This is a genomic window from Streptomyces sp. NPDC021115, from assembly GCF_044333065.1.
GTDB lineage: Bacteria > Actinomycetota > Actinomycetes > Streptomycetales > Streptomycetaceae > Streptomyces.
Map to the genome: position 1 here is coordinate 36,577 of NZ_JBIRQF010000021.1, position 13,190 is coordinate 49,766.

General features: G+C 72.0%; 12 protein-coding genes. 5 read left to right on the plus strand and 7 right to left on the minus strand.

Annotation, left to right across the window (positions count from 1 at the left end; translation table 11 throughout):
* Window positions 1–14: 14 nt before the first annotated feature.
* A complete protein-coding gene (locus ACH4TL_RS38405; RefSeq protein ID WP_398325166.1) occupies window positions 15–401 on the minus strand; it encodes a winged helix-turn-helix transcriptional regulator in 387 nt (128 codons plus the stop codon).
* Window positions 402–501: 100 nt separating this feature from the next.
* On the opposite strand from ACH4TL_RS38405, the gene ACH4TL_RS38410 reads away from it, so the two are divergent.
* The 3 genes from ACH4TL_RS38410 to ACH4TL_RS38420 all read left to right on the plus strand — a co-directional run bounded on the left by ACH4TL_RS38410 (window position 502) and on the right by ACH4TL_RS38420 (window position 3,684).
* Window positions 502–1,359, plus strand: coding sequence for an SDR family oxidoreductase (locus ACH4TL_RS38410; protein WP_398325169.1), 858 nt, complete (start codon window positions 502–504; stop codon window positions 1,357–1,359).
* 120 nt (window positions 1,360–1,479) lie between these two features.
* On the plus strand, window positions 1,480–2,487 hold the full coding sequence (rarD, locus tag ACH4TL_RS38415) for an EamA family transporter RarD (RefSeq protein WP_398325172.1): 1,008 nt from the start codon (window positions 1,480–1,482) through the stop codon (window positions 2,485–2,487).
* A gap of 177 nt (window positions 2,488–2,664) precedes the next feature.
* Window positions 2,665–3,684 (plus strand): M28 family metallopeptidase, encoded by a 1,020-nt coding sequence (locus ACH4TL_RS38420; RefSeq protein ID WP_398325175.1) that lies wholly within the window; start codon window positions 2,665–2,667, stop codon window positions 3,682–3,684.
* A gap of 99 nt (window positions 3,685–3,783) precedes the next feature.
* On the opposite strand, the gene ACH4TL_RS38425 is transcribed toward ACH4TL_RS38420, so the two are convergent.
* The 6 genes from ACH4TL_RS38425 to ACH4TL_RS38450 form a co-directional block, all read right to left on the minus strand.
* Window positions 3,784–4,719 (minus strand): ABC transporter permease, encoded by a 936-nt coding sequence (locus ACH4TL_RS38425; protein ID WP_398325178.1) that lies wholly within the window; start codon window positions 4,717–4,719, stop codon window positions 3,784–3,786.
* The gene (locus ACH4TL_RS38430) at window positions 4,706–5,659 is read right to left on the minus strand and encodes an ABC transporter ATP-binding protein (protein WP_398325182.1); all 954 of its coding nucleotides are present in this window, start codon (window positions 5,657–5,659) and stop codon (window positions 4,706–4,708) included. The genes ACH4TL_RS38425 and ACH4TL_RS38430 overlap by 14 nt, the downstream gene beginning before the upstream one ends.
* A gap of 21 nt (window positions 5,660–5,680) precedes the next feature.
* Window positions 5,681–6,934, minus strand: a complete 1,254-nt coding sequence (locus ACH4TL_RS38435) for an outer membrane lipoprotein carrier protein LolA (RefSeq protein WP_398325185.1) — start codon at window positions 6,932–6,934, stop codon at window positions 5,681–5,683.
* A 235-nt stretch (window positions 6,935–7,169) separates the two neighbouring features.
* Window positions 7,170–8,177, minus strand: coding sequence for a polyprenyl synthetase family protein (locus tag ACH4TL_RS38440; RefSeq protein ID WP_398325188.1), 1,008 nt, complete (start codon window positions 8,175–8,177; stop codon window positions 7,170–7,172).
* A gap of 257 nt (window positions 8,178–8,434) precedes the next feature.
* A complete protein-coding gene (locus ACH4TL_RS38445) occupies window positions 8,435–9,640 on the minus strand; it encodes an FAD-dependent oxidoreductase (RefSeq protein ID WP_398325191.1) in 1,206 nt (401 codons plus the stop codon).
* A 19-nt stretch (window positions 9,641–9,659) separates the two neighbouring features.
* Window positions 9,660–10,904: an ATP-grasp domain-containing protein gene (locus ACH4TL_RS38450; RefSeq protein WP_398325194.1), complete on the minus strand. Its 1,245-nt coding sequence runs from the start codon at window positions 10,902–10,904 to the stop codon at window positions 9,660–9,662.
* Between the two features lie 209 nt (window positions 10,905–11,113).
* Between ACH4TL_RS38450 and fahA the strand changes: the two genes are divergently transcribed.
* The gene (gene fahA / locus ACH4TL_RS38455) at window positions 11,114–12,412 is read left to right on the plus strand and encodes a fumarylacetoacetase (protein ID WP_398325197.1); all 1,299 of its coding nucleotides are present in this window, start codon (window positions 11,114–11,116) and stop codon (window positions 12,410–12,412) included.
* A gap of 75 nt (window positions 12,413–12,487) precedes the next feature.
* Window positions 12,488–12,991 (plus strand): hypothetical protein, encoded by a 504-nt coding sequence (locus ACH4TL_RS38460; protein WP_398325200.1) that lies wholly within the window; start codon window positions 12,488–12,490, stop codon window positions 12,989–12,991.
* Window positions 12,992–13,190 lie beyond the last annotated feature (199 nt).

A 13,190-nucleotide genomic window follows, 5' to 3' on the forward strand; every position in this document is an offset into this window, starting at 1 on the left:
CGGCCAGGCCGGGTCTACGCACCCGGCCTGGCCGCTTCGTATGCCTCCCGGGCCGCGTCGTACGTCTCCCGGGCCGCCAGCACCTGCGGGGCGTGCTCCTCCGCCCAGCCCGACAGCGCCCACACCCGGCTCGCCGCCTCCCGGCCCAGCCCGGTCAGCGAGTAGTCCACCCGCGGCGGGATGACGGGGTGCGCCTCGCGGTGGACGAAACCGTCGCGCTCCAGGGTCTGGAGCGTCTGGGCGAGCATCTTCTCGCTCACCGCGCCGATCTCGCGCCGCAGCTCGCTGAAGCGGCGGGGGCCCTCCAGCAGCACGGCGAAGACCAGCACACCCCAGCGGCTGGTCATGTGCTCCAGGATCAGCCGCGAGGGACAGACCGGACCGTCCTTGCTTACGTACATGCCAGTACCTTACTTCAAAGTGGGTACTTTCGAATGGTTAGCGCTGCGCCTAGGGTGGATCACGCATCCAGAAGAAGATCCAGAGGAGAGAGATCCACCCATGAGCATCGTCGTCACCGGAGCCACCGGGGCCCTCGGCCGCCTCGTCATCGACGGCCTGCTGGAGAAGGTTCCGGCCGACCAGGTCACCGCGGTCGTACGCGACGCCGACAAGGCCGCCCCGCTCGCCGCCCGCGGCGTCACCCTGAAGGTGGCCGACTACAGCCACCCCGAGACGCTGCGCGGCGCCTTCGCCGCGGGCGACAAGGTGCTGCTGATCTCCGGCAGCGAGATCGGGCAGCGCATCCCGCAGCACCAGGCCGTCATCGACGCCGCCAAGGAGGCCGGGGTCGCGCTGTTCGCGTACACCAGCGTGCTGGGCGGCCCGGCCGCCGACTTCACGCTCGCCGACGAGCACCGGGCCACCGAGCAGGCCATCACCGCGTCCGGTCTGCCGTACGTCCTGCTGCGCAACGGCTGGTACAACGAGAACTTCACCGAGCGGCTGGCCCCCGTGCTGGAGCACGGCGCCGTAGTCGCCGCCGCGGGCGAGGGCCGGGTCGCCTCCGCCACGCGCGCCGACTACGCGGCGGCCGCCGTCGCCGTACTGACCGGCGAGGGCCACGAGAACACCGCGTACGAGCTGTCCGGCGACACCGCCTGGAGCTTCGCCGAGTACGCCGCCGAGATCGCCCGGCAGACCGGCAAGGAGATCGTCTACCGCGCCGTGTCCGAGGAGGAGGTCCAGGCGATCCTGACCGGCGCGGGCCTGCCCGAGCCGCTGGCCGCCATCCTGGCCGACGTCGACACGGCGATCGGGCGCGGGCTGCTGGCCGCCACCCCCGGCGACCTGTCCCGGCTGATCGGCCGCCCGACCACGCCGATCGCGGACTCCGTCGCGGTGGCCCTCAAGGGCTGAGCGGCCCGGTCCGCCTGTCAGTCCCGTATCGCGGATACGGTGATGACAGGCGGGCCACCCGGCGTTACCTTCGGACGGGCACCTCTTCAGGGCCCGTCACGCCGTCGGGGAGGGGCCTTCGTGCAGCCGCAATCACCGCCGCAGACTCAAGCCCACCAGGACCGCTCCGGGCTCGTCTACGGCTTCGCCGCGTACGGTCTGTGGGGCCTCGCCCCGCTCTACTGGCCACTGCTCCAGCCCGCCGGGGCGGTCGAGATCCTCGCCCACCGCATGGTCTGGTCGCTGGTGATCGTCGGGCTCGTGCTGCTGGTGCTGCGCCGCCGGTCCTGGATCCGCCCGCTGCTGCGGGAGCCCCGGCGGCTCGGTCTCGTCGCGGTCGCCGCGACCGCGATATCCGTCAACTGGGGCCTGTACATCTGGGGCGTCAACAGCGGGCACGTGGTCGAGACCGCGCTCGGATACTTCATCAACCCCCTGGTCAGCATCGGCTTCGGCGTCCTGCTGCTGCGCGAGCGGCTGCGCCCGGCGCAGTGGGCGGCGGTCGGCGTGGGCGTGGTGGCGGTGGTCGTCCTGTCCATCGGCTACGGCAAGCTGCCCTGGATCGCGCTCACCCTGGCGTTCTCCTTCGCCACGTACGGCCTGGTCAAAAAGCGGATCGGGCTGGACGGGCTGGAGTCGCTGGCCGCCGAGACGGCCGTCCAGTTCCTGCCCGCGTTCGGCTTCCTGCTGTTCCTCCAGGCGCGCGGCGACAGCACGTTCGGCAGCGGCGGCATCGGGCACTCGGCGCTGCTGGTGAGCTGCGGGCTGATCACGGCGGTGCCACTGATCCTCTTCGGGGCCGCGGCGGTGCGGCTGCCGCTGTCGACGATCGGGATGCTCCAGTACCTCACCCCCACCTCCCAGTTCATCCTCGGTCTTGTCGTCTTCCACGAGTCGATGCCGCCCGAGCGGTGGGCGGGCTTCGCCCTCGTCTGGCTCGCGCTGGCGCTGCTCACCTGGGACGCGCTGCGGGCCGGGCGGCGGGCCCGCCGGGAGCTGGCGGAGGCCGCCGGGCTGGCGGCCGCGGCCCCGGCCAGGGCGGTGGCGGAGGCGGCGGAGGCACGGCCGGGACCGATATCCGGCGGTTGATGTCCGGTTTCCGCTCTTGACGCGGGGTCAGCCCCACCCGGAGCATCAGCCTCGCGCCATTACGGCGTTCATTTTGTACGACTGCTCCACCACCCACCCCCATGGGTAAACGTACGTACGTGCATCACACAGCGTCACGTCATTCCGTGCAGTTCCCGTTCGGAATCGGAGCCCCCCATGTCGTCATGTGCTGATCCGCACCGCATCGCCACCCCCCGAAGATCCGCGAGGCGTTCCGCGTCCCGCCGGGCGGCCACCGCCGTCGCCGCCGGAGCGGCCATAGCCGCGCTGGTCTCGGCCGTCCCCGCCACCTCCGCGGCCGCCGCGGCTCCCCCGCCGCCCCCGGCGGCCGCCGCCCTCGCCGTACCGGACGTGCCCCTCGCGAACGTCAAGGCCCATCTGACCAAGCTCCAGTCCATCGCCACCGCCAACGGCGGCAACCGCGCCCACGGCCGCCCCGGCTACAAGGCGTCCCTCGACTACATCAAGGGCGCGCTGGACGCGGCCGGGTTCACCACCACGGTCCAGCAGTTCACCTCCAGCGGCTCCACCGGCTACAACCTCATCGCCGACTGGCCCGGCGGCGACACCAACAAGGTGGTGTTCGCCGGTGCCCACCTGGACTCCGTCTCCGCCGGGCCCGGCATCAACGACAACGGCTCGGGGTCCGCCGGTGTCCTGGAAGCCGCGCTCACCGTGGCCCGTTCGGGGCTGAAGCCCACCAAGCATCTGCGGTTCGCCTGGTGGGGCGCCGAGGAGCTGGGCATGGTCGGGTCCCGGAACTACGTCAGCGGGCTGTCGTCCGCCAACCGGGCGAAGATCGACAGCTATCTCAACTTCGACATGATCGGCTCGCCCAACCCCGGTTACTTCGTCTACGACGACGACACCCGGCTCGAAGGGGTCTTCAAGGACTTCTTCGCCACCAAGGGCGTCCCGACGGAGATAGAGACCGAGGGCGACGGGCGCTCCGACCACGCGCCGTTCAAGAACGCGGGCATCCCGGTGGGCGGCCTGTTCAGCGGCGCCGACTACATCAAGACCGCCGCCCAGGCCCAGAAGTGGGGCGGCACCTCCGGTAAGGCGTTCGACAGCTGCTACCACCGGTCGTGCGACACCACGTCCAACACCAACGACACCGCGCTGGACCGCAACAGCGACGCCATCGCGTATGCCCTCTGGACGCTGTCCGCCTGACACTCCGGCATTTCTGAGCGGTCCGTACGCCTGGCGTACGGACCGCTCGGACCGCTCGGCCCGCTCGGCGCGCTCGGCCCGCTCGGACCACCGGACCGCTCAGACCGTGATGTCCTTCGCCGTGAACCGGGCCCAGGCCGCCGAGCCGAACACGGCCAGATACAGCCCCTGCAACTCGGCGTTCTTGATCAGCTGGTCCCAGTAGACCGGCTGGCGGAGCAGATCCGCGAAGCTGAGCCAGTAGTGCGGGAAGAGATACGGATGGATCGCGTGCAGCTGCGGGATCGTGTCCAGGATCTGCACCGTGACCACGAGCCCGACGGTGGTCGCCATGGCCGCGATGCCGCTGTTGGTGAGGGTGGAGATGAACAGGCCCACCGTCGCGATCCCCACCAGGGACACCGCCACGACGCCCGCCACGCCCAGCGCCCGCACCAGCGCGTCCCCGAAGGACACCGAGGTGCCGGAGATCAGCGTGACATCGCCGAGCGGGAACAGCATCGCCCCGGTCGCGAGCCCGGCGGCGGCCACCGCCAGGGTCGCGGCCAGGCAGAACGCCAGGATGGTGACGAACTTGGCGAGCAGCAGCCGGGTGCGCCCGGCGGGGGCGACCAGCAGATAGCGCAGCGTCCCCTGGCCCGCCTCACCGGCGATGGAGTCTCCGGCGATCACGCCGATGGCCATGGGCAGGAAGACGGGCAGCGTCGCCGCCAGCGCGGCGAAGACGAGAAAGATCCCGTTGTTGGTGATCTGGGAGAAGAAGGCGGGCCCGTCACCGCTTCCGCCGCCTCCCCCGCCTCCGCCGCCCCGGCCGAAGCCGCCGCCGTCGCTGGTCTCGATCTTCACGGCGACGCCGATCAGGACCGGGACGGCCGCGAGCACCCCGAGCAGCGCCAACGTGCGCCAGCGGCGGAAGGTGGTGGACAGCTCGCTGCGGAAGAGGGCCAGGGTCCACAGCGGACGCGGCCGGGGCACCCCGTCCGTTTCAGCCACTCCCGTCGCTTCAGCCGCTCCCGTCGCTTCAGCCCGCGACATCGAATCCCTCCCCGGTGAGCGCGACGAAGGCGTCCTCCAGCGAGGCGCCCTCGGCGCCGAAGGCCCGTACCCGCACCCCGGCGCGCACCAGGGCGGCGTTCAGGTCGGCCGGTTCGGGCGCGGGCGTGGGCAGCTCCCCGGAGACCCGCTCCTCCAGGACCACCAGGTCCGTCACCCCGTGCTCCTTGAGGACGCGGACGGCGTCGGCCGGGTCCGGCGTGGTGACGGACAGCCTGCCGCGGCTGCCCGCCGCCAGCTCGGCGACCGTGCCCTGGGCGATCAGACGGCCCTGGGCCATGACCGCCGCATGGGTGCAGACCTGTTCGATCTCGTCCAGGAGGTGCGAGGAGAGGAAGACCGTGGTGCCCTCCCGGGCCAGCTCGCGCACCAGGGTGCGGATCTCGCGCATGCCCTGGGGGTCGAGCCCGTTGGTCGGCTCGTCGAGCACCAGCAGCTCACGCGGCTGGAGCAGGGCGGCGGCCAGACCGAGGCGCTGCTTCATCCCCAGCGAGTACGCCCGCGCCTTCTTCCCCGCCGCGGCCCCGAGCCCGACCCGGTCCAGGGCGGCCGCGGCGCGGGCGGCACGGGTGCGGGGGTCGGCGGTCGGGTCGGCGGCGTCGTAGCGCAGCAGATTGTCCCGGCCGCTCAGATACGGGTAGAGGGCGGGCCCCTCGATGAGGGCGCCCACCCTCGGCAGCACGCTGCGGGCGGCACGCGGCATCGGCCGCCCCAGCAGCCGGGCGCCGCCCGAGGTGGGCTCGATCAGGCCCATGAGCATGCGGATCGTCGTCGTCTTCCCCGAGCCGTTGGGCCCGAGGAAGCCGAAGACGCTGCCGCGCGGCACGGTCAGGTCGAGCCCGTCCACGGCGAGCTGTCCGCCCCGGTAGCGCTTGGTGAGCCCGCGGGTCTCCACCACGGCATCGGGGGACGGCTCGTCCACGGGCTCTCCTTCCCGGTTCTTCTACTTGGCCTTGTTGGCGGCCGCGACCAGGGCGTCCTTGTCGACCGCGCCGACGAAGACCTTGCCGTCGTCGGTCATCAGCGCGTTCACCAGGCGGGTGCTGAACACCGTGCCGGAGCCGAAGTCGCCCTTGACCTTCTTGCCGAAGCTGCCGAGGAGGCCGGAGGCCGCTCCGCCGTCGCCGCTCTTCGGGGCGGAGGGCGCCTCGCCGCTCGCACCGGACTTCTGGCCGTCGTCGAGGCGGGCGATGGTGTCCCAGCCCTCGCCGGTGACGTTCAGCCCGGACAGCGACCCCGCCATGGCGTCCGCGCCGCCCGGCCGGCCCTTGAAGCCCTTCTCCTGGTGGCCCGGGCCGCGGGCGCCGTCCTCGGTGACCTTGGCGCCCTTGGGCGGGGTGAAGTCGAAGGTGCCCGCGGCGGGCTTGCCGAAGTCCACCTTGGTGAAGCCCACGTCGATGGCGGCCTTGCCGCCGCTCTTCGGGGTGAGGGTGAACTTCAGCGGCACCCCGTTGTCCGCGTCGACCGCGATCCGGACCGAGCCGACCGTGGACGCGCTCTGCTTGGGCTTGATCAGCAGCTGGTAGGCGTCCCGCCCGGCGACGCTGGTGGTGCCGTCGACCGTCACCTCGGTGGTCTTGTCCACGGCGGCGAGCATCTGCTTGGCGAACTGCTGCGGGGTGGCGTCCCCCAGGTCGCGGGGCGTCTCGCTCCGGTGGTCGCGCTTGCCCCCGGCGTCCTTCGAGTGGAAGACGGAGTTGCTGCCGCTGTCGTACGCCCACAACTGATCACCATTGTGGATCATGCTGTACTCGGCGGCGTTCTCGACGATCGACACCCGCTGCTTGTCGGGGCCGTCGGCGGCCACCCGCAGCGTGTGCGTCCCGGACACCAGCTCGGTGAGCTTGGACTCCGGCGAGGCGGTCGCGCCCTTGTCGCCCGCGAGGTCGTTCGCGGCCCCGGCGAGGGAGCCGCCGCCCGGCAGCGTGGGCAGACCCAAGTCGGTGGTGATCTTCAGCGAGCCGGACACCTGCTGCTGGTCCGAGGCGGCCATCTTGCTGATCAGCTGCTGCGCCGTGATCTTCGGCAGATCCGGGGCACCGCTGCTGGCCAGCGCCGGGACGAGCCCGATCGTCGCGGCAGCGATGCCCGCCACCGCGACCGGCGCCCCGTAGCGGAGCGCCTTGGTGCGCCGTGTTGGTCGTTCCTCGTCCCAGAAGCCGTCGTCGGCGACCTGTATCGGTCGGATCCGTGCCATGTTGCTCTACCTCCGTCGTCGGCGGCGGTTGTCAGCCTGCACTCGTCCACCTCTCGGGCCATTGTCTCCCGATCCCGCCATGTGGTGGTGTTCTCATCCCACCAAATCGGAAGGCCCGATACGTCAGCCCGCAGGATCAAGTCCGCGTACCTCTCGGGTATGACGATCCGCGCCACGGGGCGGATCCCCCTCGGGGTATCCCGTAGGGGGTCTCGCTACCGCGAAAACGCCCGGATCATCCGGCGCGGTGGGCCACCGCGTCGCACAGGCCCTCCAGGGCCGACTTCGCCGGGCCCGCCGGCAGCGGGGCCAGCATCGAACGGGCCTCCGCCGCATAGCGCAGCGTGTCCTGGCGGGCCTGCTCCAGGGCGGGGTGGGCGCGCAGCCGCCGCAGCACCTCCGCGTGGCGGGCGTCGTCGGTGAGGTCGCCCGCCAGCAGCTCGCACAGCTCCCGGTCCTCCGGCGCACCGGTCGCCTCCGCCTGCGCCCGCAGATGCAGGACGGGGAGGGTGGCGATACCCTCCCGCAGATCGGTGCCGGGGGTCTTGCCGGACTCATGGCTGTCGCTGGCGATGTCCAGCACGTCGTCCGCCAGCTGGAAGGCCATCCCCAGCCGCTCCCCGTACTGGGTCAGGATGTTGACGATGGACTCGTCGGCGCCCGACATCATCGCGCCGAACCGCCCCGAGACGGCGATCAGCGAACCCGTCTTGCCCGCGAGGACGTCGAGATAGTGCTCGATGGGGTCGCGGCCGCGCGGTCCCGCTGTCTCCAGGATCTGGCCCGTCACCAGCCGCTCGAACGCCTCGGCCTGGACCCGCACCGCCTCCGGTCCCAGATCGGCCAGGACGTGGGAGGCGCGGGCGAAGAGGAAGTCACCGGTGAGCACCGCGACCGAGTTGCCCCAGCGGGCGTTGGCGCTGGGCACCCCGCGCCGCACGTCCGCCTCGTCCATCACGTCGTCGTGGTAGAGCGTGGCCAGATGGGTCAGCTCGACGACGACCGCCGAGGGCACCACACCGGGGGCGTACGGATCGCCGAACTGCGCGGCCAGCAGCACCAGCAGTGGCCGGAAACGCTTGCCGCCCGCGCGCACCAGATGCTGGGCGGCCTCGGTGATGAAGGGCACGTCGCTCTTGGTGGCCTCCAACAGGCCCTCTTCGACAGCCGTCAGCCCGGCCTGGGTGTCGGCTTCCAGAGTCTGGTCCCGCACGCTCAGCCCGAAGGGCCCGATGACGCTCACGGGGTACTCCTGTCTGCCTACGTTCACGCGGAATGTCGATGTGTCGCCGCCTCCACCAAAAGGCAGCGTATCCGGTCGGGTATCGATCACTGTGGGCGCCTTCCCGCCTTGTGCGCCGCACAAGGCCCTCGCCCGGATCGACCGGCTCACCCACCCGGTACCGCGATCACCAGCAGATCATTCATCATGCGGCCCCAGGCCGTTCACCGGCCGGGGGCCGCGGCCGGGCCCACGGGGTGTCCCGGGGCCCGGATCGCCTAGCCGTGCGTGGCGGCCACCGCCTTCGCCAGCCGGGGCGACGCGTACTCCGTGCCGCAGACGAACCGCATCACCGGGCCGAAGGAGGCCGCCGCCGGGAGCCCGGTGAAATACAGCCCCGGCACGGACGAGCCGTACCCCGCGTCCAGCCGGGGCCCGCCGGCGCCGGTCTCCACTTGGGCGCGCAGCTCGGCGCCGAGGAAGCCGAGCGCGGCCAGATCCATCCGGTAGCCCGTCGCGGCCATGACGTGGTCCGCGGCCAGCTCGCCGACCCGGCCGCTGCCGCGGCGCAGCGTGAGCACCGGCCTGCCGCCGCTCTCCACGGTGACCCGGGTGATCCGCACTCCCTGGGTGACCTGCACCCGCCCCGCGAAGCGCCCGCGCAGCCACCAGGCGCCCTTGGGCCCGAGCACCGAGCGCACCAGATACTCCCGGACCGGTGCGGGCAGCCGCCGGAAACCCGCCGCGTGGTACGACAGCGCATACAGCGACCAGGCGCGCCCGAAGGGCGATTCGGGCCGCAGCCGGGGCTGACGGTCCGGCGGGGCGCCGAAGGAGACGGCGGCCTTCCCCCGGGCCACCACCCGCACCGAAGCGGCGCCCGCCTCGGCCAGCAGCACCGCGCTCTCCAGCGCCGACTGCCCGGCGCCGACCACCACCACCGTGCGCCCCGCGAACCGCCCGAGGTCCCGGTGGTGCGAACTGTGCGAGACCGGCCCGGCGGCGGACGGTCCGTCGGGGACGGCGGCGGCGAACTCGGCGGGCAGATGGGCGAGCCCGTCGAGCCCGCTGGCCACGACGACCGCCCGCGCCGTGAACTGCTCCCCCGAGTCCAGCTTCAGCTCGAAGCGGCCGCCCCGCCGGTCGACGGCCACCACCCGGGTCCGCTCCAGATCCGGCACCAGCCGCTCCTGGAACCACAGCCCGTACTCCGCGAAGGTCTCGACGGGGATGATGTCCCAGTCGGACTGATACCGCTCGCCGCCCACCGCGTGGCAGTAGTCCAGCAGGGTGTGCCCCGGCTGCGGTGCGTCGATGGTCGACGCGACCGGGGTGGACTTGAGCAGCATGCCCGCGGGCATCTGCTCGCGCCAGCTCACCATCGGCTCCCCGAAGACGCGGACCGGCAGGCCGCGGGCGCGTAAGTGGGCGGCGGTCGACAGACCGTACGGACCGGCCCCGATGACTACTACCGGATCGTTCACGAATCCCCTCCCCTGGGTGTCACCTGTTCTTGGCGCGCCACATCCGGTACAGATGCGCCGCACCGGGCCCCACGCAGCGCGCCAGCATGGTGAAGAACGGCCGCATGTCGTCACGCGCGGCCCAGGCCAGCTCGGTGCCGCTCGCCCGGGCGGGCGCGTGCGGCGTGGTGTATCCACTGCGGCGGTAGGCGAGCAGGGCGGGCAGGTCGATGTTCTCCACGACGAACCGCCGGTCCGCCAACTGCTCGGCCTCGGGCACCGTGCGCCCCGTCAGATCGAGGTGCTGGGCCCGGACGACGTCGAGTCCCGCCTCGTTCTCGAAGAGCCGGAACTGCGCGCCCATCCGCGGGTTGAAGTCCAGCAGCTTGTACCGCCCGTCCCGCCGGTCGAAGCGCCAGTCCAGATCGACGATGCCGCTGAAGCCGATCCGCCGGATGAACCGGGCCGTCATCCCGGCCAGCTCCTTGTTGTCCACCGCGTACGCACACGCCGTCATGCCCGCGTGCGGCGGCCAGGACCGCACCTTGACGCCGGTGAACATCGCCAGCGGCGTGGACTCCGCGTCGAAGTAGGCGTGCACGATCCAGTCCTCGGCGGACTCCCGCGGCAGGTACTCCTGGAGCACCACCCCGGGCCGCGGCCCCCAGTTCCTGGCCAGCGCCAGCAGCTCGCGCGGCCCGGCGATCCGGGTCGTGCCGCCCACCGCGGGCTGCCGCCGCCGCTCGAACGCCTCCCGGTTCTTGGCGACGACCGGAAACCGCGCGCTCACCGCGAACGCCTTGACGTCCGCGTACGAACCGGGGAACGCCGCCTCCGGGGTGGGCACCCCGTGCTCGACGCACAGCCCGTGCAGCCCCTGCTTGCTGGCCAGCCGCCTGGGCAGCCCCGGCTCGGTGCGCGGGAAGAGGAACCGGCCCTGCCCGGCGAGCACATCGGCATGCTCGCCGATCAGCACCGCCGCCTCCTCGTCCGTGGGCAGCAGGACGGCCGGACGGCCGATCGCCCGCCCCGCCCGCAGCAGCCCCTCCACCAGCCGCTCCGGCCGCTCCCTGCCGGTGGTCGGCCAGACGAAGGCCCGCCGCAGATAGCGCGATCGGGCGGCCGGGGTCCAACGGTCCTCGGTGACCGCGTACATGGGGACGCCGAGACGGCCCAGGGAGCGAATGGCCCCCACGCCCCCGTGGTGCAGCGGGTAATCGCCTATCTTCACGATCAGCCCCGGCACGGAACGGTCCACCGCGAACGGCACGGCACTGCTCGCCACAAGCCCCCCTCGGTCACCCCACCGCAGTGGTCCCCCCACTGTGCGTGACCTAGTGAAGGACGCTACTTCGGAATTACTCCCTCCAGCAAGGATTATCCGGACATTGCCATCCCTTTAGGTGGCAGTCACCCCACAAGGGTGGCGGCCCCTCGCGCCATAGGGTGTGGACCGGCCCACCCTGGCGACGAGGAGAAGGCGAGGCACCACCCATGGCGCAGCGAAGCCCGCTCGACCTGCCCGAAGGCGATCCCTTCGGACCGGACAACCTCCCCTATGGCGTGTTCACCACCTCCGACGCCCCTCATCTGCGGAAAATCGGCGTGCGCTACGGCGGCCACGTACTGGACGCGGGCGCCGCCGCGGCGGCCGCGGCCTCCCCGCACGCCGAACTGCTCGGCGCCTCCTCCCTCAACCCGCTGATGGCCGCGGGCCGTCCGGTCTGGCAGGCCGTCCGCGCGGAGCTGCGCGACTGGCTGACCAACCCGGCGCACCGGCCCGCCATCGAGCCCCTGATGCACCCCCTCACCACCCTGGCGCTCCACCTCCCGATCGAGGTGGCGGACTATGTCGACTTCTTCGCCAGCGAGCATCACGCCTCCAACGCGGGCAAGATCTTCCGCCCGGACGGCGACGCCCTCACCCCCAACTGGAAGCACATGCCGATCGGCTACCACGGCCGGGCCGGCACCGTGCTCGTCTCGGGCTCGCCCATCGTCCGCCCCCACGGCCAGCGCCTGCCCGCGCCCTCGCCGGATGCCCCTCCGCCGGATGCCCCTCCGTCGGATGGCCCCACATCAACTGCCCCCGCATCGCCCGCTCCTCCCCGGCCGGTGTTCGGCCCCTCGCTGCGCCTCGACTTCGAAGCCGAGGTCGCCTTCGTCGTCGGCGCGCCCTCACCTCTGAATACACCGCTGCCGCTCGCCGGGTTCCACGATCACGTCTTCGGCGTCTGCCTCCTCAACGACTGGTCCGCCCGCGACATCCAGGCCTGGGAGTACCGCCCCCTCGGCCCCTTCCTCGGCAAGTCCTTCGGCACCTCCCTCGCCGCCTGGATCACCCCGCTGGACGCCCTCGCCGCGGCCCGTACCGCCCCGCCCGCCCGCGACGTACCGCCGCTGCCGTACCTCGACGACTCGGCCGCCGAGCCCGGCGGGTTCGATCTGCGCATCGAGGTCGCCGTCAACGGCCACACCGTCTCCCGGCCCCCCTTCTCCGCCATGTACTGGACGGCGGCCCAGCAGCTCACGCACCTGACCGTGAACGGCGCCTCGCTGCGCACCGGCGACGTCTTCGCCTCCGGCACGGTCAGCGGCCCGCGCCCGGACGAGCTGGGCTGCCTGCTCGAACTCACCTGGGGCGGCCGCGATCCGCTGCGCCTCCCCGGCGGCACCCGGACCTTCCTGGAGGACGGCGACGAGGTGACCCTCACGGCCTGGGCACCGGGCCCTGGCGGGGTCCGCATCGGTATGGGTGAGGTGACCGGCCACGTTGTTCCGGCGGCGTCATGAGCGACTGCTAATTTGTCGTGCTCCTGCCCTGATAGCCCTGATACCTGACAGCCCTGGATTTCCGAGGAGACGCGCGTGAAGAAGGCAGCGAGCATCGCCGGGACGGTGGCCGCGGCCGCCCTCCTGCTGACGGCCTGTGGCAGTGACAGCGACGAGGGGACGAAGGACACGTCCAAGGACACCCCCTCGGCGCAGGAGTCGAGCGCCCCGGCGGAGGGGGGCGCGGACTCCAAGATCACCGGCGCCTATGTCGCCAAGACCGGCGGCCAGACGGTCATCCTGTCCATCGGCGGTGAGAAGGCCACCCTGATCGCGGGCAAGCACATGTGCACCGGTGAGTACACCGACACCGGCGAGAAGATGCTGATGTTCAAGTGCGCGGACGGCAACACCGACCGCACCATGGGCAAGGTGGCCCCGAGCGGGGACGGCAAGACGCTCACGGTCGACTGGGACGCGCTCTCCGAGAACGACACGTTCACCCGGACCACCTCCCCCAGCGACTTCCCGTCGAACATTCCGACCAAGCTCCCCTCCGACATCCCCACCGACCTGCCGACGAACCTCCCCTCCAGCTGATCCACCGCCCCGCGAAACCCCCGCGAGCCCCCGGCGCGAAACGCCGGGGGCTCGCCGCGCACAGTGGCAGATCTTGCTTCCTCGCCCCCGGAAGCCGCAGGTCAGACCGGTTTCCAACGGTCCGCCAGGTGGCGCAATGTGCTGGCAACACCATCGCACCGGCCCCGTCGGTATGGTCCGAACACGACATGGTCCGAAG

Coding starts and splice junctions, on each gene's coding strand:
- ACH4TL_RS38405 (WP_398325166.1), bottom strand. CDS start 401: ATGTACGTAAGCAAGGACGGTCCGGTCTGTCCCTCGCGGCTGATCCTG.
- ACH4TL_RS38410 (WP_398325169.1), top strand. CDS start 502: ATGAGCATCGTCGTCACCGGAGCCACCGGGGCCCTCGGCCGCCTCGTC.
- ACH4TL_RS38420 (WP_398325175.1), top strand. CDS start 2,665: ATGTCGTCATGTGCTGATCCGCACCGCATCGCCACCCCCCGAAGATCC.
- ACH4TL_RS38425 (WP_398325178.1), bottom strand. CDS start 4,719: ATGTCGCGGGCTGAAGCGACGGGAGCGGCTGAAGCGACGGGAGTGGCT.
- ACH4TL_RS38435 (WP_398325185.1), bottom strand. CDS start 6,934: ATGGCACGGATCCGACCGATACAGGTCGCCGACGACGGCTTCTGGGAC.
- fahA (WP_398325197.1), top strand. CDS start 11,114: ATGGCGCAGCGAAGCCCGCTCGACCTGCCCGAAGGCGATCCCTTCGGA.